The organism is Streptomonospora litoralis (assembly GCF_004323735.1).
Taxonomy (GTDB): domain Bacteria; phylum Actinomycetota; class Actinomycetes; order Streptosporangiales; family Streptosporangiaceae; genus Streptomonospora; species Streptomonospora litoralis.
Genome location: NZ_CP036455.1, coordinates 4,671,960 through 4,693,158, shown reverse-complemented (window position 1 = coordinate 4,693,158; position 21,199 = coordinate 4,671,960). Strand labels below are relative to the sequence as shown.

At 72.5% G+C, this 21,199-nt stretch carries 19 protein-coding genes and 1 tRNA gene; 10 read left to right on the top strand and 10 right to left on the bottom strand.

Going from position 1 to position 21,199, the window contains the following annotated elements; genetic code table 11:
* The first annotated feature begins 54 nt into the window (after positions 1-54).
* From EKD16_RS19735 to EKD16_RS19725, 3 genes are all read left to right on the top strand, one after another.
* Entirely contained in the window at positions 55-1,434 is a 1,380-nt protein-coding gene (locus tag EKD16_RS19735; RefSeq protein WP_131100082.1) for an NAD(P)/FAD-dependent oxidoreductase, read from the top strand.
* 312 nt (positions 1,435-1,746) lie between these two features.
* Positions 1,747-1,820 (top strand) — tRNA-Leu (locus tag EKD16_RS19730).
* Between the two features lie 540 nt (positions 1,821-2,360).
* Positions 2,361-3,209, top strand: coding sequence for a nitroreductase/quinone reductase family protein (locus tag EKD16_RS19725; RefSeq protein WP_131100079.1), 849 nt, complete (start codon positions 2,361-2,363; stop codon positions 3,207-3,209).
* A gap of 103 nt (positions 3,210-3,312) precedes the next feature.
* Here EKD16_RS19725 and EKD16_RS19720 read toward each other — a convergent pair whose 3' ends face one another.
* The 4 genes from EKD16_RS19720 to EKD16_RS19710 all read right to left on the bottom strand — a co-directional run bounded on the left by EKD16_RS19720 (position 3,313) and on the right by EKD16_RS19710 (position 6,090).
* The gene (locus tag EKD16_RS19720; RefSeq protein WP_207391357.1) at positions 3,313-3,801 is read right to left on the bottom strand and encodes a hypothetical protein; all 489 of its coding nucleotides are present in this window, start codon (positions 3,799-3,801) and stop codon (positions 3,313-3,315) included.
* Positions 3,798-4,133, bottom strand: a complete 336-nt coding sequence (locus EKD16_RS19715) for a plasmid mobilization protein (RefSeq protein WP_131100076.1) — start codon at positions 4,131-4,133, stop codon at positions 3,798-3,800. The genes EKD16_RS19720 and EKD16_RS19715 overlap by 4 nt, the downstream gene beginning before the upstream one ends.
* Before the next feature lie 65 nt (positions 4,134-4,198).
* Positions 4,199-4,357: a hypothetical protein gene (locus EKD16_RS25490; protein WP_165498619.1), complete on the bottom strand. Its 159-nt coding sequence runs from the start codon at positions 4,355-4,357 to the stop codon at positions 4,199-4,201.
* Complete coding sequence (locus tag EKD16_RS19710; protein WP_131102802.1) at positions 4,354-6,090, bottom strand: PucR family transcriptional regulator; 1,737 nt, start codon at positions 6,088-6,090, stop codon at positions 4,354-4,356. Before EKD16_RS19710 ends, EKD16_RS25490 begins: the two co-directional genes overlap by 4 nt.
* 204 nt (positions 6,091-6,294) lie before the next feature.
* Here EKD16_RS19710 and pruA point away from each other — a divergent pair, with 204 nt between their 5' ends.
* The 3 genes from pruA (at position 6,295) to EKD16_RS19695 (ending at position 10,021) form a co-directional block, all read left to right on the top strand.
* A complete protein-coding gene (pruA, locus tag EKD16_RS19705) occupies positions 6,295-7,920 on the top strand; it encodes an L-glutamate gamma-semialdehyde dehydrogenase (protein WP_131100073.1) in 1,626 nt (541 codons plus the stop codon).
* A 113-nt stretch (positions 7,921-8,033) separates the two neighbouring features.
* Complete coding sequence (locus tag EKD16_RS19700; RefSeq protein WP_131100070.1) at positions 8,034-8,960, top strand: proline dehydrogenase family protein; 927 nt, start codon at positions 8,034-8,036, stop codon at positions 8,958-8,960.
* 152 nt (positions 8,961-9,112) lie between these two features.
* Entirely contained in the window at positions 9,113-10,021 is a 909-nt protein-coding gene (locus tag EKD16_RS19695) for a Bax inhibitor-1/YccA family protein (RefSeq protein ID WP_165498618.1), read from the top strand.
* Positions 10,022-10,193: 172 nt separating this feature from the next.
* On the opposite strand, the gene EKD16_RS19690 is transcribed toward EKD16_RS19695, so the two are convergent.
* From EKD16_RS19690 to EKD16_RS19680, 3 genes are all read right to left on the bottom strand, one after another.
* Complete coding sequence (locus EKD16_RS19690; protein WP_131100063.1) at positions 10,194-10,439, bottom strand: DUF4287 domain-containing protein; 246 nt, start codon at positions 10,437-10,439, stop codon at positions 10,194-10,196.
* A 354-nt stretch (positions 10,440-10,793) separates the two neighbouring features.
* Complete coding sequence (locus EKD16_RS19685; protein WP_131100060.1) at positions 10,794-12,017, bottom strand: acetyl-CoA C-acetyltransferase; 1,224 nt, start codon at positions 12,015-12,017, stop codon at positions 10,794-10,796.
* A gap of 61 nt (positions 12,018-12,078) precedes the next feature.
* On the bottom strand, positions 12,079-13,194 hold the full coding sequence (locus EKD16_RS19680) for an SGNH/GDSL hydrolase family protein (RefSeq protein WP_207391608.1): 1,116 nt from the start codon (positions 13,192-13,194) through the stop codon (positions 12,079-12,081).
* Positions 13,195-13,607: 413 nt separating this feature from the next.
* Here EKD16_RS19680 and EKD16_RS19675 point away from each other — a divergent pair, with 413 nt between their 5' ends.
* A complete protein-coding gene (locus EKD16_RS19675; RefSeq protein WP_131100054.1) occupies positions 13,608-14,975 on the top strand; it encodes a cystathionine beta-synthase in 1,368 nt (455 codons plus the stop codon).
* A gap of 147 nt (positions 14,976-15,122) precedes the next feature.
* Positions 15,123-15,833, top strand: coding sequence for an acyltransferase (locus EKD16_RS19670; protein WP_131100051.1), 711 nt, complete (start codon positions 15,123-15,125; stop codon positions 15,831-15,833).
* 23 nt (positions 15,834-15,856) lie between these two features.
* Here the strand turns inward: EKD16_RS19670 and EKD16_RS19665 are convergent, their stop codons facing one another.
* The 3 genes from EKD16_RS19665 to EKD16_RS19655 form a co-directional block, all read right to left on the bottom strand.
* The gene (locus EKD16_RS19665; RefSeq protein WP_131100047.1) at positions 15,857-16,849 is read right to left on the bottom strand and encodes an FkbM family methyltransferase; all 993 of its coding nucleotides are present in this window, start codon (positions 16,847-16,849) and stop codon (positions 15,857-15,859) included.
* 319 nt (positions 16,850-17,168) lie between these two features.
* Positions 17,169-18,197, bottom strand: coding sequence for a lysylphosphatidylglycerol synthase transmembrane domain-containing protein (locus EKD16_RS19660; protein WP_242677071.1), 1,029 nt, complete (start codon positions 18,195-18,197; stop codon positions 17,169-17,171).
* A 171-nt stretch (positions 18,198-18,368) separates the two neighbouring features.
* Positions 18,369-19,304, bottom strand: coding sequence for an alpha/beta fold hydrolase (locus tag EKD16_RS19655; RefSeq protein WP_242677070.1), 936 nt, complete (start codon positions 19,302-19,304; stop codon positions 18,369-18,371).
* 216 nt (positions 19,305-19,520) lie between these two features.
* On the opposite strand from EKD16_RS19655, the gene EKD16_RS19650 reads away from it, so the two are divergent.
* Together EKD16_RS19650 and EKD16_RS19645 are read left to right on the top strand one after the other, a co-directional pair.
* On the top strand, positions 19,521-20,231 hold the full coding sequence (locus tag EKD16_RS19650; protein ID WP_207391607.1) for a class I SAM-dependent methyltransferase: 711 nt from the start codon (positions 19,521-19,523) through the stop codon (positions 20,229-20,231).
* 110 nt (positions 20,232-20,341) lie between these two features.
* The gene (locus EKD16_RS19645) at positions 20,342-21,178 is read left to right on the top strand and encodes an SDR family oxidoreductase (RefSeq protein WP_131100041.1); all 837 of its coding nucleotides are present in this window, start codon (positions 20,342-20,344) and stop codon (positions 21,176-21,178) included.
* Positions 21,179-21,199: the final 21 nt, after the last annotated feature.

Genomic DNA, 21,199 nt, shown 5'->3' with positions numbered 1-21,199 from the left:
GATCTTGGCGCCCCGGACCGGGGGCGTGGAACGGGAATCAAGGGCGGATGCGCGATGACCGAAGGCAGGAACTACCGGCTGGTGCACGGCGGCGGTGACGAGGCGGAGATCCCGCACGTCCTCATCGTCGGCGGCGGCTACCTCGGGATGTACACCGCGAAGCGGCTGGAGAAGACGCTGGGGCCCGGCGAAGCCCGCATCACGGTCGTCGACCCCAACTCCTACATGACCTACCAGCCCTTCCTCCCCGAGATCGCGGCGGGCAGCATCTCGCCGCGCCACGTCGTCGTGCCGCTGCGCAGGGTATTCAACCGGGCGCGCGTGCTCACCGGGCGGGTGATCCGCGTCGACCACGCGGCCCGTTCGGCCCACTTCGAACCCGCCGTGGGCGAGCCGCGGGAGATCTCCTACGACTACATCGTGATGGCGACGGGCGCCGTCTCCCGCACGCTGCCCATCCCCGGGCTCGCCGAGTGGGGGATCGGCATCAAGACGGTCGAGGAGGCCGTGTTCCTGCGCAACCACGTGCTGGAGCAGCTGAACATCGCCGACTCCACCGACGACCCGGAGATCCGCCGCAAGGCCCTCAATTTCGTCTTCGTCGGCGGCGGCTTCGCCGGTGCCGAGGCGATCGCCGAACTGGAGGACCTGGCCCGCGACGCCACCCGGATCTACCCCTCCATCAGCGCCGACGACCTGCGCTTCTACCTGATCGAGGCCGCCGACAAGATCCTGCCCGAGGTCGGCGCCGACGTCGGCGAGAAGGCGCTGAACCAGCTGAAGCGGCGCGGGATCGACATCCGGTTGTCCACCTTCCTGGAGTCGGCCGTCGACCAGCACATCAAGCTCAGCGACGGCACCGAGTTCGACGCGGGCACGCTCGTGTGGACCGCCGGCGTCAAGCCGAGCCCGGTCGTGCAGGCCGGCGATCTGCCGCTGGGTCCCAAGGGCCACCTCGACACCAGCGAGTACCTCACCCTCAACGGGGTGGAGAACGCCTTCGCCGGCGGCGACAACGCCCAAGTGCCCGACGGCGCCGGGGGCTTCTACCCGCCCAACGCGCAGAACGCGGTCCGCCAGGCCCCGGTCCTGGCCGACAACGTCATCGCCGCGCTGCGCGGCACCGAGATGCGGCCCTACCGCCACAGCAACCTCGGCGCGGTCGCCGGACTCGGGCTGCACAAGGGCGCGGCCCAGCTCTTCGGCCGGATCAAGCTGACCGGTCGCCTGGCCTGGTACGCCCACCGCTCCTACCACCTCTACGCGGTGCCCACCTTCAACCGGAAGGCGCGCGTGCTGGCGGACTGGATCGTCGGCTTCTTCCTGCGCCGCGACTACGCCGCGCTGCCGGAGATGGAAGAGCCCCGCCAGGCGTTCGAGAGCGCGGCCAAGCCGCAGGTCGAGAACGGCCGCCTGCTGCGCCGCGTCAGCTGAGGCCCCGCGGACGGCCTCGGCCGCCGCACCCGAGGAGGCGGCCGGTCCCTGGCGGGGGACCGGCCGTTTCCGTGGTCGCGGGCGACACGCCGGACGGTGCCGCCCTCGGCGTCGTTCGGGCGGCGTTCATCCTGGCCGGTACCGGTCGGCAGCGGACGAGCGCGCGGCGGAGCGGGTTTCCGTCATGCAGGCGCACGCGGGCGGGGGCTGCGCGAACGTCTGGTCACGCGGTGCGGACCGGCCGTTTCGTCTGTTGGCAGGCCGAAGCAGTGCGAATCCCGCTGAAACGGCCGTCCCCGGTATGATGGTGCCGCCCTCGTAGCCCAATGGTAGAGGCAGGCCCCCTAAAAGGGTCACAAGTGTCGGTTCGAATCCGACCGGGGGTACGGTCGGCGGGCCTCGGAACCCGCCGCAGCACCCCGGGCTGCGTGGAACGGTCCGCCTGCACTTCCTCGCCGGTCGCCGGGCGGCGGCCGGAGGCGGCCACGGCGGTTGACAGCGGGTAGCCGGTGGGATTGAATCTGGCGCGTGCCGCTCAGGCGCGCTCGATTCCCGCATGCGGGACGAGCGGGCCCGGCACCGTACCTCGAAGGGGATGATGTCGTGAGCACCGCATTCACGGGCGTCGTCTGATCTGACGCGCCGAGTTCACGCGTCGTCCCCCGCCCGGTGATCCGTCGAAGCACCGGTGCCGACCGAGCCTTCCGCGCCGACCGCGGGCCTCTCCCCATGCCCCTACGCGGGGTGCGCGCCGTCACGTTATGTGCTCATAGGTCCGAATCCCGCCGCTCCGCCCCGACCGGGCGGCCGGTCGACGCGTCCGCTCGCCACCGCACCCGCGCACATCGCCGGCAACCGAGCCGCGTGCGCGCCGAGCCGACCTTCCACCGCGACAGCGGGTCCACCACGCCTGGAGTACGCACCACATGACCGATGAAATCGCCTCGTTCCACGACTTCAACCAGTCCATCATCGACGAGTTCCGCGCCAACCGCGGCCGTGTCGGCGGCATGTTCGAGGGGGCCCGCCTCCTGCTGCTGACCACCACCGGCGCCCGCAGCGGCAACCGGCACACCGTGCCCGTGGGCTACCTGCCCGACGGGGAGCGGAACCTGATCATCGCCTCCGCCGGCGGCGCGCCCCGCCACCCGGCGTGGTTCCACAACCTGCGGGCCGACCCCCGAGTCACGGTCGAGGACGGCGTCTTCACCGGCGAGGCCGACGCGGTCGTGCTCCAGGGCGAGGAGCGCGACGCGATGTTCGCCCGCGCCGTCGAGAGCGACCCCGGCTGGGCCGAATACCAGGCCAAGACCGAGCGGAGGATCCCGGTAGTCGCACTGACCATGGTCACCGGCGCGCCCGAGGAGCAGCGGCTGGGCGACAGCCTGATCGCGATCCACGACGCCTTCCGCCGGGAACTCGCCACGATCCGCGGCGAACTCGCCCGCTCCGGCCCGCGCCTGGGCGCCCAATTGCGGGTCAACTGCCTGACCGTGTGCCAGGGATTGGGCTACCACCATTCGATGGAGGACGGCGGCGTGTTCCCCGCGGTCGCCGGGAGCCACCCGGAGCTGTCCGAGGTCATGACGCGCCTCGGCGAGGAGCACGAGCGCGTCGCCGAGCTCCTGGAACGGCTCCAGAGCGTTCTCGCCGACGCCGAGACCGATGCCGCGACCGTCCGGAACGACGTCGACCGCCTCATCACGGACCTGGAGGCCCACCTGGACTACGAGGAGCAGCAGCTCGTGCCGGTCCTCAATGCGATGGTGCTGTGACGCACCGTTTGTCCCCCGCACCGGCGGACTCGGCGGTGCTGGCGCTTCCCGGGGGGTAGGGCCTCCGCCCGGGAAGCGTCCGCAGCCGGGCCGGAGGTCGACCTCACACAGCGACCACCCGGGTGTCGTGGTCGTGTAGGGCAGCAAGGTAGGCGGTCATGTCACGGGGATCGCTGGTCAGCAGGAGTGATTCGCGGTGCTTCATCGCAATCCAGGCGACTGAGGCGTCTACAGCATCGGGCCGCTTCTTGGACGGAAAGTCGGCTGTCCCCAGTGCCGCGCCGATGCGCCGCAGGTCCCGGACGTCCGGCGCCGTCGAGCAGGCTATGCAATCGTGCCGTCCGGCATCGGTGCGCCGAAACGGCGGCGATGACGACCTCGCGTGCGGGACTGTGCAGTCCTTCAGCAAAGTGCTCAAAGTGTGGGCGAGCCCCGGTTCCGGTCTCCATGCCTGGATCAGGGCAAGGCCCGGGACGATGGGGCGATGCGATGCCCGATCGCGAATTTCCCGATGGATCTGAACCGCCGTTGCCTTGCGTGACGCGATGGCGATGAGCATCCCCGTGTCATACACCGCGATGCGCTCGGTCAAGCGGCGGCACCTCCCGACGAAGGATCGTCGTCTGCCGCTCCGAGCACGAGTCCCACCACTCTTTCGACGTGGCGGCGTTCCTCCTCGGTCAAGGTCACAGGCTCGGTCTCGTCGTCGGAAGGCGGTCCAAGCAAGCGACCTTCTTCTTCTACGCTGTCGATGAGCGCATCGACTTCTCGAAACTTGTCCTCGATCGCTTCGGTTTCCGCCATCTGCCGGGTGGCGGCGTTGACGAAGTACGCGGAGACGTCCATCCCGGCCCTATCGGCGTGCGCCCTTATGCGCTCGGCTTGCTCGGGATCGAGGCTGATGCTTATTCGTACCTTGCCCATGGCGTCAGCATAATACGGGTATTACATCGCCGCAGGGGTTTGCTGTACTTGTCGTGCCCTCCTATCTAGCGGTCCAGCCCGTGGAACATCGCGTCGACATCTTCGCAGTAGGTGACCTCGCCTGCGGCGATCTCCCAGGTGGCCTCGCGCTCGCCCTTCTGCCACTCGTCGGGCCGGAACCAGCGCTGGTCGGCCGGGATCGAGTCCGGATCAGGGTCCGTCATGTGCCTCGCTCCAACAGCAGTTGCAAGTGGGTGAACAGGCGCTGGGTCGGGTCCGCCAGGTCGATGCCGCTGACCTGCTCGGCGCGGCGGACGCGGTAGCGCAGGGTGTTGGGGTGGATGTGCAGGCGGTTGGCCGCGGTGCGGACCTCGCCGAAGTCCTCCAGGTAGGCCAGCAGCGACACCACCAGGTCGGAGCCCTGGGCGGCGTCGTGCTCGGCCAGGGCGCTGACCCGGGGGTCGCGCAGGGCGGGGGTGCCGCGCAGGTAGGCCAGCGTCTCGCTGATGAGCACCCGGGTGCGCACGTCCGACATGGTGGCGACGTCGTTGGCCAGGTCGCGGCCCATCGCGTCGAGGATGCGGTCCGCCTCGGCGCGGGAGTCGGGGATGGCCGCCAGCGAGTCCACGGGTGATCCCACCGCCCCCTGTACCGCCACACCCAGGGTGGCGCGCGCCGCCTCGACGGTTTTGCGAGTCAGCGCCAGCACCGACGACTCCGCCGAGCGGCGCGCCGCCCCTTCGCCGGAGGTCTCCGCGGCGCCCGGCGCCTGGCGGGTCAGGTCGGGCATCAGCACGTAGATCCGTCCGCCCACGGCCGTGACCAGCGATGTGCGGCGGTAGGCCGCGGTGTGCACGCTGATCAGGTCCACCAGCCGCCGCCGGTTCAGCTCGCGGCCCGAGCGGTCCCTCTCCTCAGTGCGCGTCTGCTGCGAACCGCTTCGGCCCGGCGCGGTGCCCGGCGACAGCGCGAACGCCACGACCAGCGCCGGCCGGTCGGCGGTGACCTCGATGGTGTCGGCCAGCGCGGCGGCCTCGATGCGGCCCTCCAGCAGACTGGCCAGCAGGTCGTCGCGCAGCCGCAGCCCCACGGTCGTCTCCGTGCGGTGGCGCACCATCTGCAGCGCCGTCATCCGCGCCGCGCCCAGCAGGGCCTCCTCGGCGTTCGCGGCCAGCGGCCGCGCGCCCTCCTGCACCCAGATCGTGCCCAGCGGCTGGGAACCGGCGTGGATGCCCACCGCGAGCCGGCGCCGGATGCCCAGCTCGGGATGCTCGTCGATGTGCACCACCTCCTCGCCGGCGCGCAGACGCGAGAACACGCCCCATTCCCGCAGCAGCGCCAGGTACTGCTCGGGCCCCTGGCGGCCCAGCACCGACAGCCGGCGCAGCTCGTCGACCTCCTCGCCGGTGGAGTAGGCCAGCACCCGGCTGGCGGAGTCTTCGATGGTCACCAGGCCGCCCGTCAGCGCCGCGATCGTCTGCGCCAGCGAGTACAGATCGCCCCCGGACTCGCCCAGGTCCGCGGCGGAGGTCAACCGGGCGTCGTCGAGCACGCTGCGGCACAGCGACTGCAGCTGGTCCCAGCGCACCTCGGGCCGCACCGCCAGCAGCGCCACCCCGGCCTCGCTGGCCTCGGTGCGCAGCAGCGCGACCTCGTCGCCGCCGCGCCGCACCGCAGGCGCGGACTGCCAGCCCTGCGGCGGCGGGTAGGCGGGTTCGTCGGAGGCCGCCTTCACGGCAACCGCCGCGGCGCCGCGCCGCGCGGCGGCGCGCACCAGGTGGCGGGCCGCGCTGCCCCGCGCACCGATCAGTAGCACCAGGTCGCCGACCGACGCCTCTGCCTCGTCCTCCGGGTCGACGATGACGACGTTGTCCACCCGCACATCCAGCCCCGCGGGCGCCGCGAGCACGTCCACGAGCGGGTCGCCCACCGCCAGCAGCAGCTGCCGCAGCGGGATACCCGCGCTCTCACCGGCGGCGCCCGCCGCGGCGGGCGCGCCGTAGGGATCCGATGGCACGTCCATGACGGTCCATTCTGGCCCATCCCTCTTTGTTCCATCGGCCAAGCGCACCGGATGAACGGTGGAATCCGCGACAAGGTCCCGGCGGGTGCGGGTGATCTAGGTTTGTCCGGTTCATCCAGCAGATCCGAGGGAGGGCCCATGGACGCCGTCACGAACGTCCCCACGCCGGTCAACGAACCGGTCCTGACCTACGCGCCCGGGAGCCCCGAGCGGGCGGAGCTGACCGCCGAGCTCACCGAGCTGGCCAAGGAGCCGGTCGAATTGGCCATGACGATCGGCGGCGAGCGGCGCATGGGCGGCGGCGCGCGCGTCGACGTCGTTCAGCCGCACAAGCACTCCAGCGTCCTGGGCACCCTCGGCACCGCCACCCGCGAGGACGCGCGCGCCGCGGTGGCCGCCGCCAAGCAGGCCGCCCCCGCCTGGCGCGCCATGCCCTTCGACGAGCGCGCCGCGGTCCTGCTGCGCGCCGCCGACCTGCTCGCCGGCCCCTGGCGGCAGCGGCTCAACGCCGCCACCATGCTCGGCCAGTCCAAGACCGCCATCCAGGCCGAGATCGACGCCGCCTGCGAGCTCATCGACTTCTGGCGCTTCAACGTCTCCTATGCCCGCAAGCTCATGGCCGAGCAGCCCTACAGCCCCGCCGGCCAGTGGAACCGGGTCGAGCAGCGCCCCCTGGAGGGCTTCGTCTACGCGGTGACCCCCTTCAACTTCACCGCGATCGCGGGCAACCTGCCCACGGCGCCGGCGCTGATGGGCAACGTCGTGGTGTGGAAGCCCGCGATCACCCAGCAGTTCTCCGCCCACCTGCTGATGCGCCTGCTGGAGGAGGCGGGCATGCCCCCGGGCGTCATCAACATGGTCACCGGCGACGGGGCCGAGGTCTCCGAGGCCGTCATGGCCGACCCGGAGCTGGCCGGCGTGCACTTCACCGGCTCCACCCGCGTCTTCCAGCAGTTCTGGCGCACCGTCGGCGAGAACATCGGCAACTACCGCTCCTACCCCCGCGTGGTAGGCGAGACCGGCGGCAAGGACTTCATCGTCGCCCACTCCTCGGCGGACCCCGACGTGGTGCGCACCGCGATCGTGCGCGGCGCCTTCGAGTTCCAGGGCCAGAAGTGCTCCGCGGCTTCGCGGGCCTTCGTCGCCCGGTCGGTGTGGGAGCGCATCCGCGAAGACCTGGTCGCCGAGGTCGAGGCACTGCCCATGGGCGATGTCACCGACCTGGGGAACTTCCTCGGCGCCGTCATCGACCGGCGTTCCTTCGACAAGCTGGCCGGTGTGCTGGAGCGGGCGCGCACCGACGACACGCTGGAGATCGTCGCCGGCGGCACCGCCGACGACTCCGAGGGCTACTTCGTCCGGCCCACCGTGCTCGTCGGCACCGACCCCGGCAACGACGTGTTCCGCACCGAGTACTTCGGCCCGATCATCGCCGTGCACGTCTACGAGGACGACGACTACGAGCGCATCCTCTCCGCGGTGGACGGGGGCTCGCCCTACGCGCTGACCGGAGCGGTCATCGCCACCGACCGCGGCGCCGTCACCGCCGCGCACGAGGCGCTGCGCTTCGCCGCCGGCAACTTCTACGTCAACGACAAACCGACCGGCTCGGTCGTGGGCCAGCAGCCCTTCGGCGGAGCCCGCGCCTCGGGCACCAACGACAAGGCCGGCAGCGCCCAGAACCTCGCCCGCTGGGCGAGCCCGCGCTCGATCAAGGAGACCTTCGTTCCGCCGAAGTCCTCCGCCTACCCCCACCAGGGCTGACCGGGCGGACGCGCCGCCGGGCCGCGCGACCCGACCGGTCGCGCGGCCCGGCGGTCCCAGCCGAGTACCGCCGGGCCGCGACACGGGTCGGCGTGAGGAAATCGAGGTCACGCATGCTTCGCACGACACTGCTGGCCGCCGCGCGGTCGAGCACCTGCCGCACGCTCGTCGAGCGCGCGCCCATCACCCGCCACCTGGTGTCCAAGTACGTCGCCGGCTCCACTCTGGCGGACGCGCTGCCGCCCGTGGCGCGGGTGACCGCGGACCGCCTGGTCACCCTGGACCACCTCGGCGAGGACGTCGCCGACGCCTCGCAGGCCGAAGCCACCGTCGACGCCTACACCCGGCTGCTGGCGGAGCTGGGCCGCTCGGGTCTGGCCGAGCGCGCCGAGGTCTCGGTGAAACTGTCGGCGGTGGGGCAGTTCCTCCCGCACGACGGCGAGAAGATCGCGCTGGACAACGCCCGGCGCGTGTGCGCGGCCGCCGCCGAAGCGGGCACCACGGTCACCCTGGATATGGAGGACCACACCACGGTCGACTCCACGCTGGCCGTCCTGGCCGAGTTGCGGGCGGACTTCCCGTGGGTGGGCGCGGTGCTGCAGGCGTACCTGCACCGCACCGAGGCCGACTGCCGCGACTTCGCCGGCGCCGGCTCGCGGGTGCGGTTGTGCAAGGGCGCCTACGACGAGCCCGCCTCGGTCGCCTACCGCGACAAAGCCGAGGTCGACCGCTCCTACGTGCGCTGCCTGCGCACCCTCATGGCTGGCGAGGGCTACCCGATGGTGGCCACCCACGACCCCCGGCTGGTGGGGATCGCCCGCACGCTGGCCGACGGCTGCGGCCGCGGCCCCGCCGGCTACGAGCACCAGATGCTCTACGGCATCCGGGAGAACGAGCAGCGCAGCATCGCCGCGCAGGGTCGCCGCATGCGGGTCTACGTGCCCTACGGCGACCAGTGGTACGGCTACTTCATGCGCCGCCTGGCCGAGCGCCCGGCCAACGTGGCGTTCTTCGCGCGCTCGCTGGTCAGCGACCGCTGAGCGCGGCCCGCGCACCCGGCGGCCTGATCCGCTCGGCGACCGCGGGATCCGGTGGCGAGTCCGAGCTGTGACGCGGAGAAGGGAACCGGATCGGGTCGCCGTGCGTTACGTTAGCGGCATACACGTGACGCCCTGGAAAGGCTTGCGCAGACATGCGGTTGAGGAGTTCGAACCCCGTTCTCAAGCGGGCGATGCGGTCCGGCCAGTCGCCGTACGGCCAGGGCGCGCCCTATCAGGCGGGCTACCAGCAGCCCTACGGCCAGACCTACCCCCAGCAGGGCTACGGCCACCCGCAGCCCGGTTACGCACAGCCCGGCTACCCCCAGCCGGGCTACGGTCCGCAGGCGACCTCGCCCGCGGAGCGGATGAGCATCGACGACGTCGTCGTGCGCACCTCGATGACGCTGGGCCTGGTCGTGCTGACGGCCGTGCCCACCTACTTCCTGGCGGTCGCGGGCAACCCGCTGGCACTGGGCCTGGCGCTGCTCGGCGTCCTCGGCGGACTCGTGCTGGGCCTGGTGATCGCGTTCCGCCAGTCCACGAACCCGGCGCTGATCCTGACTTACGGCGCGCTGGAGGGGCTGTTCGTCGGCGGCCTCAGCGGTCTGCTCGAACGGTCGCTGATGGCCCAGAACGGCGCGGCCATGGGCTCGCTGGTGACCCAGGCGGTCTTCGGCACCCTGTTCGCCGCGGGCGCGGTGCTGGCCGTCTACCGCTTCCGGATCATCCGGGTCACCAACACCTTCATCAAGGTCGTCGCAGCCGCGACGCTGGGCCTGCTGGTGCTGCTGCTGGCCAACTTCGTGGCCGCGCTGTTCATGCCGGGCGGGTTCGGCCTGCGTGAGCCCTCCATGCTGGGGCTGGGCATCTCGCTCATCGCGGTCACGCTGGCCGCGGCGATGCTGATGATCGAGTTCCGCGCTGTCGAGGACGCGCTGAACATGGGCCTGCCGCGGAAGTTCTCCTGGCAGCTCGCCTTCGGCCTGACCGTGACGCTGGTCTGGCTCTACATCGAGATCCTGCGGCTGCTGTGGATCCTGAAGTCGCTCTTCAGCGAGTAGCGGCCGACTAGCGGCCGCCGGACGTGCGGCTCCGCGGCACTACCGCGGAGCCCGGCACGTCTTCGGGTCCTGGCACGTCGGAGCGCCTACACGACGACGCCCCGTCCGGTCGCACCGGACGGGGCGTCGTCGTGCTGCGGCGGGCCGCACGGGATCATCGGCACAGCGGGCATCAGGTGCGCTGGTTCGGGATGGGCGTACGGTTGCGGCGGCGCCGGTCGTACTCCTGGACGATCGCCTGGGCGTAGCCGTGACTGAGGTTGTACTCGTCGGCCAGCCAGTTGGTGCGCTCCAAGCAGCGGGAGAGACCGGGGCCTTCCTCCAGAGTGTCGAACCACTCGCTGAGTTCGCGGCCGGTGACGGTCGGGATCCGGGCGATAAGCTGCGCGTGCATCTCCGGCGAGTGGGTTACCGACATTGGCACCTCCGTAGGTGAGTGGCACTTACCTGCGACACTGCATCAGGATCACGGTTCGGACAAGACCTGCAGGCGGTCTTTTACCACCGGTTTTTTCGGTCGCTCGTCCCGCTTTCGTCACCCAGCGTTCGCCCGGATGTCTCCCGGCGCCCACACCCCCGGCGGTGCCGGGGTTCGCGTCGCCTCCGGCCGGAGCCCCGCCGCGAGCGGCGCGATTCCGCTGCAGTAGCGCACTCGCCCTCGCCGGAGCCTCGCCCCACTTCGGCCCGGCCGGGGTGGCACGGTGGGGTCGGCGGTGGCCGGGGGCGGAATACCCCCCGGCCGTGAAGCGGCGGCCCGCCGCGCCGGGGCGGCTCAGCTCAGCCGCTCGAAGACGGCGGCCATGCCCTGCCCGCCGCCGACGCACATGGCCTCCAGGCCGAACGTCTTGTCGTGGAAGTCGAGGCCGTTGAGCAGCGTGCCGGTGATGCGGGCGCCGGTCATGCCGAAGGGGTGGCCCACCGCGATGGCGCCGCCGTTGACGTTGAGCTGGTTCTCGATGTCGATCTCCAGGTCGTCGGCGGAGGGCAGCACCTGCGCGGCGAAGGCCTCGTTGATCTCGATCAGGTCGATGTCGCCGATGCTCATGTTCGCGCGGGCCAGCGCCTGGCGCGACGCTTCAACCGGACCCAGGCCCATGACCTCCGGGGACAGTGCGCTGACACCGGTCGAGACGATGCGCGCGATCGGGGTCAGGCCCAGCTGGGCGGCCTTGGTGTCGCTCATGACGACGACCGCGGCGGCGCCGTCGTTGAGCGGGCAGCAGTTGCCGGCGGTGACAGTGCCGTCGGGGCGGAACACCGGCTGCAGCTCGGAGACCTTCTCGTAGGTCGTGCCGCGGCGCGGGCCGTCGTCGGTGTCGGCGATCGAGCCGTCGGGCAGGGTGACGGGGGCGATCTCCCGGCTCCAGAACCCGTTGTCGATGGAGCGCTCGGCCAGGTTCTGCGAGCGCACGCCGAACTCGTCCTGGCGCTGCCGCGACACGCCGCGGATCTGTGCGACGTTCTCGGCGGTCTGGCCCATGGCGATGTAGACGTCGGGCAGCTGGTCGTTGTCGCGCGGGTCGCGCCAGATCTCGGCGCCGCCCTCGGCGCGCTTGGCGGTGCGCTCCTCGGCGTCGGCGAACACCGGGTTCTTGGTGTCGGGCAGGGAGTCGCTGTTGCCCTTGGTGAAGCGGCTGACCATCTCCACGCCCGCGGAGACGAACACGTCGCCTTCGCCGGCCTTGATGGCGTGGTAGGCCATCCGGGTGGTCTGCAGCGAGGAGGAGCAGTAGCGGGTCAGCGTGGTGCCGGGCACCTCGTCCAGACCCAGCTGGACCGCGACGATGCGGGCGAGGTTGTGGCCCTGCTCGCCGCCGGGGAGGCCGCAGCCCAGCATGAGGTCGTCGATGCTCGACGGGTTCAGCTGCGGGACCTTGGCCAGCGCGGCGGAGACGATCTGCGCGGTGATGTCGTCGGGGCGGATGTCTTTGAGCGAGCCTTTGAAGGCGCGTCCGATGGGCGAACGCGCGGTCGCGACGATGACGGCTTCGGGCATGTCCGCGGCCTTTCTACGAGGCGGTTACCGACCAGTAGGTCTGTCGGTGTGATACCCGACGTTAACCTCTCGCGGAGCTTTCGCTCACCTCCGGGGTGGCATTGCCGGGCGCGTCGGCGCCGCTACCCGCGCCCGGGTTCGTGTCACCCTCGCTGCGCTCCTGCTTCGGCGCCTGCCGGGCGGGCTGCTCCGCGCCGTCCTGCTGCGCGGGCTGCGAGCTCCACGGCCGGCGGATGAGAGCGGCCCAGCGGCCGCGCACCCCGCGCTCGGGGGTCCCCACGCGGGCCCGGCTGACCTCGCTGCCGCCCTCCTCGGCAGCTTCGGCGGCGGCGCGGTGCACCGGCAGCACGCCCTCCCCGGCGTCGGCCTCGGGGCCCTCGGCAACGGGCGGCAGCAGGCCCAGCGCCGAGCAGGCGGAGGGCAGCACGGCTGCCGCGGCGTAGGCGTAGCCCTCCGCGGAGGGGTGGAAGCGGTCGGGTCCGAACATCTCGTCGGGACGGGCCAGAAAGTCGGGTGCGAGCAGGTTGCCCAACGACACCGTCCGGCCGCCCTCCTCGACGACCGCGATCGTCTGCGCGGCGGCGAGCTGGCGCGAGGCGCGCTGGGCGATGTAGCGCAGCGGCTGCCCGATCGGCTGGATGGTGCCCAGGTCGGGGCACGTGCCCACAACGACGGCAGTGCCCCCGGCGACGAGTTCGCGCACGGCCTCGCGCAGGTGGCGCACCGAGTCGGCCGGGCGCAGGCGGTGGATGACGTCGTTGGCGCCGATGAAGATCACCGCCACGTCCGGCCGCCGACCGCGCAGTTTCTCCACCTGCGCGCCCAACTGGGCCGAGGTGGCGCCGATGCGGGCGACGCGGCGCAGCCGCACCGGCCGGTCGGCGACCGCGGCGATGCCCGAGGCGAGCATGCTGCCCGGCGTGTGTGCCGCCTCGGCGACCGCGAAGCCCACCGCGGTGGAGTCGCCCATCATCGCGAACGTCAGCGGCTCGCCCGGGCCGCGCCCGTAGACGCCGTTGACCCGCGGGGCCTTCCACTCGGTGAAGCCGACCGCCTTCACCGCCATCCGCGCCTGCAGGTACAGCAGGCCAACGGTCGTGGCCCCCAGCAGCGTCAGGCCGCCTCCACCGAACGCCGTGGCCGCGGCGATCCTCCTGGCCTGTGCGGCGCGCAGCACCATCTCCGCCTCCCTGCGTCGAGCGGTCGGTTGTCGCCGCCCGCCCGTAAGGCACCCGCGAGCCCGCCGTGCGACCGGCGGCACCGCGCGGCGAGCGCCTCATCGGCGGGCGGCTGTTGCGTCCGTACCCGATGGAAAAACGGTGGTCCTGAAAAGGGTGTTCCCGCCCGCGGAGTCGTTCACAAGCTGTGCGTCACCGCGCTTCCGGCGTGTCACCGACGCTTTAGCGGGGTAACAACAAGACCCCGCCGGGGTAGCGGGCCCACCGCGGCGCGCCGCGCTCGGCGTCCGCGTTCCCGCTCGACGGCGAACGCGGAGCGCCGAACCGGGGCCGTTACAGTCGGGGCAGCGGCCGCTCCCGCGCACCGGGCGGGCCGCCGAGCGATGGCGCTGCACGTGAGAGGGGCTCAGCAATGCGGGTGCACAACAACTTGATCGACCTCGTGGGGGACACTCCGCTGCTGCGGCTGAACAAGGTGACGAGCGGGCTCGCCCCGACCGTGCTGGCCAAGGTCGAGTACTTCAACCCCGGCGGCTCGGTCAAGGACCGGATCGCGCTGCGGATGGTCGAGGACGCCGAGAAGACCGGCGAACTGCAGCCCGGTGGCACCATCGTCGAGCCCACTTCCGGCAACACCGGCGTCGGCCTGGCCATCGTCGCCGCCGAGAAGGGCTACCGCTGCGTGTTCGTCTGCCCCGACAAGGTGGGCAACGACAAGCTCGCCGTGCTGCGCGCGTACGGCGCCGAGGTGGTGGTGTGCCCGACCACGGTCGCCCCCGACCACCCCGACTCCTACTACTCCGTCTCCGAGCGGATGGCCCAGACCATCCCCAACGCGTGGAAGCCCAACCAGTACGCCAACAAGGCCAACCCGGAGTCCCACTACCGCACCACCGGCCCGGAGATCTGGGAGCAGACCGAGGGGCGCGTCACCCACCTGGTCGTCGGTATCGGCACCGGCGGCACCATCACCGGCGCCGGGCGCTACCTCAAGGAGGTCTCCGAGGGCCGGGTGAAGATCATCGGCGCCGACCCCGAGGGCTCGGTCTACTCCGGCGGGAGCGGGCGGCCCTACCTCGTCGAAGGCGTGGGCGAGGACATCTGGCCCGAGACCTACGACCCCTCGGTCTGCGACGAGGTCGTGCCCGTCAGCGACAAGGACTCGTTCCTGATGACCCGCCGCCTGGCGCGCGACGAGACGCTGCTGGTGGGCGGCTCCTGCGGGCTCGCCGTGGTCGCCGCGCTGCGCGTGGCCGAGCGGTGCGGACCCGACGACGTCATCGTGGTCCTGCTGCCCGACGGCGGCCGCGGCTACCTGGGCAAGATCTTCAACGACGAGTGGATGGCCGACTTCGGCTTCCTCGCCGAGGAGACCGAGGAGCCCACCGCCGCCGACGTGCTCGCCTCCAAGGGCCGCGAGATGCCGGAGTTCGTGCACATCCACCCGCACGAGACCGTCGGCACGGCGGTGTCGATCATGCGCGAGTACGGCGTCTCCCAGCTTCCGGTGATGAAGGAGGAGCCGCCGGTCATGGCCGCCGAGGTGGTGGGCGCCATCGCCGAGCGCGACGTGCTCGACTCGCTGTTCAACGAGCGCGCGCGCCTGGAGGAGTCGGTCGAGCAGCACATGGGCGCCGCGCTGCCGGTAGTGGGTTCGGGAGAGCCGGTCAGCCGGTGCGTGGAGCTGCTGCAGCAGGCCGGCGCGGTCGTGGTGCTGATGGACGGCAAGCCCTCGGGGGTGCTGACCCGCCAGGACGTGCTGGCCCACCTTTCGGGCTGACGCGGTCCGGGACGGGTGGTGCGGGGCGCCGCCCGCCCGGGCGCGGCGGCGCCGTCGCGGGGCGCGGGTGCGCCGGGGCGGCGTCCGCCGGTATGGGGCCGACGTGCATAATCGCAGACGCCCCTTGTTACCGGCCAGTAGATAGGGATGCGGGTGTCACGACTGGTGTCCTGGGTGCTGCGCACACTGTGGTCCTGGGCGCGGCGCCACGCCGACGTACGCTCGGGCTCTCGGGCCGCGCGGCGGTTCGCCGCCTACGGGCCGGGAACCTCGATCGCCTTCCCGCCCGCGACCGTCTTCGGCGAACGGTGGATCGCCCTCGGGGCGCACACGCTGCTGGGCGCCGACATCACCCTCACCGCGGGCATGGTGCCCGGTCAGGAGCTGGGCGCGGCCGGGCCGCTCATCCGCATCGGCGACGGCTGCACGATCGGGCGCGGTTCGCACGTCGTGGCGCACCGCTCCATCGAGTTGGGCGACGACGTCTTCACCGGCCCCTACGTCTACATCACCGACCAGAACCACGTCTACACCGACGTCGACGTCCCGGTCGGCCGCCAGTGGCCCGCCGACGACCCGGTGCGCATCGGCGACGGCACCTGGATCGGCGCCAACGCCGTCGTGCTGCCGGGCGTGCGGCTGGGGCGCAACTGCGTCGTCGCCGCCGCCACGGTGGTGCGCCCCGGCGAGTACCCGGACCACAGCGTGGTCGCCGGTATCCCCGGCCGGGTCGTGCGCCGCTACGACCCGGAGGCGGGCTGGGTCCCGCCCCTGCGCGGTGGTGAGTCCGCAGGCGGAGACGGTGACGACACCGCGGGCCCGCTCGACCGCGGCAACATCGCGCCCCCGGAGGTCTGAGCGCAGGGCCGCAAGCCCCGGCGTCAGGCAGGCTCATGCGAGGTTTCCGCCGGGACCGGTGCGCAATCCCGCAGGGCGCGGCTCCACTCGTCGGCGCGTTTCCACATGGCGTCCGTCGGCCGTTCCGGTGCGAAGAGCCACATGCGCTGGTGGTGGTCGGCGCCGGGGCCGTCGATGGTGGCGGGTGCCGGTGCGGGCAGTTCCCCGTTCAGCTGATACCAGGTGTAGCCGAGCGGCCGCAGCGACTCCATCAGGCGCTTCTCGGCGCCGTGGCCGGGCAGGACCTCGCAGAACACCCACGGGCGGGACTCCCGCAGCACATCATGTCCCCCGGCGATGACATCCGGTTCTGTGGTCTCGGTGTCGATTTTGATGACAGCCGGCGATGTGCCGGTGCGCTCGCACCAGCCGGACAGTGTGTCCACCTCCACCTGGATCCGGTCGGTCGAAGGGCGAAAGCCCTCAGCGAGCGAGTTGGACGCGTCCGACATCGACGAGATCGAGAGTGCGGCCTCCCCGCTGCGGTCGCTCATCGCCAGCTCCACCACCTCCACGGGGAGGTCGTTGGCCGCGGCCAGCTTCCGCGCGGCCGCCGCGACGCGCGGGGTGGGTTCGAAGGAGTACACGGCACGGTGGCAGCGTGCTGCGGCGAGCAGTCCGTACAGCCCCACGTTCGCGCCCACGTCGAGCACCGCCCCCGGGCGGGCGTAGTCCAGCGCGGCGAGGAAGCAGGCGACGGTCTCGGGCTCGAAGCCGGCGAGTCCCCGGTTTTCGAGCTTGCGCGGTACCCAAAGCCCGCGTGGGGCGGAGAAGGCCAGTGCCGCTGGTTCGGCGTCCAGGTCGCCGTCGCGGCGGGGGAGGGGGAGTTCGAACTCGCGCGCCGGGGGAGGCGGCGGGGTCCGTTGGACCTCGACGGGAGGCTGTGGCGGGCGGTCCTGTTGGGGCCGGTCGGAACGCTTCTGTTCCGCCTGGCGCGCCCTCAGGTGGCGGCGCACGAAGCGGCGTATCCGGTTCATGACCACGGGATGTCCCTTGCGAGGTTGGAGTAGGGAGAAATCCTCCACGGGAGCGGGCGGACCCGGGGAGCACCAGGCACAGTGTGGCCGGACGCCTTCGGGGGCCGGGTCGAATACGCGCATGGTTGCGGATACGTTCGCTCAGCTTTCACACAGGATTCTCACCGGAACTTCAGGTTTCCGCAACGGGGCGGGTGGGCGCGCCTACCGGGCTCGGTGCCAGGTTTTGCGCTCCACCTGTGACAGCACCGGCGCTGCGGAGTTCCAGGTGGCGTCGGCGGTTCTCCGGCACAGCGGAAGGGGCCGGGCGCCGGACGGTTCAGCCCGCAGGCGCGTCGCCGTCGTTTCGTCCGGAAGCGGAGCCGTCCACCCGACCGCGGCCGCCCGCTGCCGGGGCACCGGGCCGCTTCGCCGCCGAGCGGGTGGCGAGGAGCGCTCCGCCCGCCCACAGCAGGTCGGCGGCCGTCATGATCAACCGGGAGAGCGCGGCGACGACGAGGGCCGAGCCGGGGTCGAGGACCGGCGCGAGGCCCACCACGAGCACGAGCTCCCGCACGCCCAACCCGGCCGGGGCGAAGACGACCAGCACACCCAGCGTCCAGGCCAGCGCGTAAGCTCCGGCCGCAGCGGGCAGCGCGCGGACGTCCGCTCCGCCGCCGGCGGCGGTGACCAGCGTCCACACGTGCAGCGACAGCGGCACCCAGGCCGCCAGCGACCAGCCCAGGGCCGCGGCCATGCCGCGTCCGCTGATGTGTTCGAGTTCGCCGTCGTCGGGCAGCGACCGGTTCTTCGCGCGTGTGCGGCGCACGACGCGCACCGCCGTGTGGAAGAAGGCGGTCACCACCCGCGGATGCAGCAGCACCAGAAGTACCGGCGCCAGGCCCAGTACCCACCACCAGCGGCGGGCGGCCTCGGCGCTGACGAACGGCAGCGTGCCCGCCGCCACCGCCAGGTTCACCGTCAGGGTCACCGCCACCGCGAGCACGGTCGCGGTCACGCCGCGCTGCCGTGCCACGTCGTAGTCGCGGGCCAGTTCCACCTGCGCCACGAACGCCCACACCGAGCCGGGCAGGTACTTGCCGAGTTGACCGAGGAACATGATCCGCGCCGCCGTGTCGACGGGAAGGCGCGACCCGAGGTCGGCCAGCACCGCCCGCCACGCCATCATCTGCGCGCCGAGCCCTGCCAGGGCCCCCACCGCCGAACCGGCGACGGCCCACGGCGACAGCGCGGCCAACGCGTCGCGCGCCTCGCCCCATCGGCTGTACAACGCGGCTCCGGCACAGCCCAGCACGACCATGACGACGACCAGGCGCACCCACCGGTTGGCGCGAAGGCGGTTCAACACCCGGCCAGGGTAGTCCGCACACCTTGCGGACGGTCTGCTACCGGCCGCCCCCTGGGCGGGGTGCGGCGTTGCAGGGGCGGATCGCCCGCCGTTCGGCGGCAAGCCGGGAACGGCGCTTCGCGCCCGCGACCGCATTGCCGCAGCCGACCGAGCACCCGTCCAACCTCGCGCTCAGCGGGGAAGCTCCGCGAGGAAGCGCTCGATCTCCTCCGCGACCGCAGCGGGGCTTGTCAGGTGGCTCGGCGGTGCCGCGTCCAGGCTCCGCGGCGTGCGGCGGTGCGCGGAGGTAGCCAGCTCGCGGGCCGCCTGGGCGGCCAGGATCTCGTTGAACCGGGCCGGGGCGCCGGGAATCCGGGGCGGCGGGCGCAGCGCCACCAGGCTCAGGTACGGCACCCGCAGGCCGGCGGCGAGGAGTCCGGTGTCGTAGGCGCCGAATTCCGCGCACAGCGCGCGCAGCGCCCGCGGGCCGGGGCGCGGGGAGACGAGATGGTCCTCGCGCGCCGCCGCGCGCAGCGTCGTCGCCTGCAGCACCACACCGGGCAGCCCGAACGCGCCGCCCTGGTAGCTCTCCAGCAGCCGGTCGAAGACCCGAGCGGGCATGGGGGAGAAGGCCGCCGCCATCTGGTCGACGACGAAGGCGCGGGCGGCCGCGGCATTGGCGGCCGCCTCGGCACAGCCCAGCCCGAGGTGCTCGGCCACGGCGTCGGCGCGCGGCCATCCGTACGCGTCGATACCGACCACCGCGGTCAGGTCGCGACGGCGCGTCGCGAAGAGGGCGGCCAGCACCCCGCCCATGTCGTGGCCCACCACCACGGGCGTGTGCAGCCCGAACCGGTCGACGAGCCGGGCCAGGTCGGCCAGGTGGCCCTCGACGGTCGGGGCGCTGTCCTCGGATCGGCCGTGGCCGCGCTGGTCGACGGCGTAGACCGGATGCCGCGGCGCGAGCAGGTCCGCCACCGGTTCCCACTCCTCCAACGTGCCGCCCAGCCCGTGCAGCAGCACCAGCGGCACGCCCGTCCCGTCGCGGCGGCGCACCGCCAGGCGCGGCGCGCCGTCGCCAGCGCCCTCGACCACGGTCTCCCAGGACGGCGGTGTCCCCGTCGGCATCCCACTCTCCTCCGCATGCCCGCTGCACCGGGCGCCGGGCCGCACGTCCCACCTGCGGCGGCTGTTTCGGAAACGCTAGCCTTGGCCGCTTCCGCGCCCCTGACAGATCGCTGACGCGCCGCAACACCGCGTTCACCGGGCAGCGCATCCGCACCGCTGCCGCGCACCTGGCGCGTCCGCGGACCGACGCGTTCCCGTAGGCTGTCCCGCGTGGGAATGCCTGACGTCGTCGCTTTCGCCGGTCACCAGGTCCATGTCTGCCGCTACCGGGAGGCCAACACGCTGCTGCGCTGGCTGGGCCCGGACCTGCGCGGGCAGACCGTGCTGGACGTCGCCGGCGGCGACGGCTACTGGGCGGGCCAGGCCCGCCGCCGCGGCGCCGACGCCCTGTCCGTCGACCTCGCCCGCTCCAAGATGCTGCGCGGCGCCACCCTGCGCCACGCGCCCGCGCTGGTGGAGGGCGACGCGCTGCGGCTGCCGCTGCTCGACGCCTCGGTGGACAAGGTGCTCTCCATCTGCGCCATCGAGCACTTCGACGACGGCCCCGCCGCGCTCGGCGAGATGGCGCGGGTGCTCAAGCCCGGCGGCGAACTGGTGATGTCGGCCGACTGCCTGTCGCGCCGCGAACGCTGGCCGCACCTGTTCGCCGCGCACAGCCGCCGCTACCACGTAAAGCAGACCTACACCCACGAGTCGCTCACGTCCGCTCTCGACGCACACGGCCTGGACGTGCTGGAGCACACCTACCAGTTCCGCGGCGCCCTGGCCGAGCGCACCTACCTGTCGGTCTCGGCCCACGGCGGCCGTGTCGGCTTCAACGCCGCCGCGCCGCTGGCCCCGCTGATCGCCCTGGGCGACGCCCGCAGTCCCAACACCCGCGGCAGCATCGTGCTGATCCGCGCCCGCAGGCGGTCAGACGACGGCTGATCCCGTCGCGGTTGTCCGCCCTGCCCGGTCGCCGACGGCGCCGCGCCCGGTCCCGCAGCCGCGCGGAAAACCCCTCGCCCGCCGTATGCGCGCCTGCGAGGATCGGCCGCATGAGCGAGCACGGTCCTGATCGAGGGGCGCGGGAGCCGCACCCGCTGCGCGGCCGGACCGCGGTGGTCACGGGTGTGAGTCGGCGCGGCGGCATCGGCTACGCCGTCGCCTGCCGCCTGGCCGCCTGGGGTGCGAGCGTGTTCCTGCACCACTTCCAGCCGCACGACCGCGAACAGGACTGCGGCGCCGACGACCTCAGCGCCGTCCTGGACGGCGTGCGCTCGTGCCTCGCCGCCGAGGACGCGCGCGTGGCCGACACGCACGCCGACCTCGCCGAGCCGGGTGCGGCGCAGCGCGTGATCGACGCCGCCGCAGCCGAGTTCGGCCACGTGGACATCCTGGTCTGCAACCACGCCCTGAACGGCCGGGACGGCCCGCTGGGCGAGCTGACCGAAGCGGACCTCGACCGGCACTGGGCGGTCGACGCGCGCGCCCCCATCCTGCTCACCCAGGCGTTCGCCGACCGGCACGACGGACGGGACGGCGGCGCGGTCGTGTTCATGACCTCCGGGCAGCAGCTCGGCCCGCTCCCGGGCGAGGTCGCCTACGGCGCGGCCAAGGCGGCGCTCGCGGGCATCACGACGACCCTCGCCGACCAGCTGGCCGATCAGCGCATCCGCCTCAACACGGTCAACCCCGGTCCGGTCGACACGGGATACCTGACCGACGAGAAGTGGCGCGAGATCGCGCCCATGTTCCCCTTCGGCCGCTTCGGCGAACCGGACGACCCGGCGCGGCTGATCAGTTGGCTGGTGAGCGACGAGGCGCGATGGATCACCGGCCAGATCATCAACACCGAGGGCGGCTTCGGTCGCCGGCGGCCGCGGGGGAGTTGAGGCCGGCCCCGCCGAGTGGGC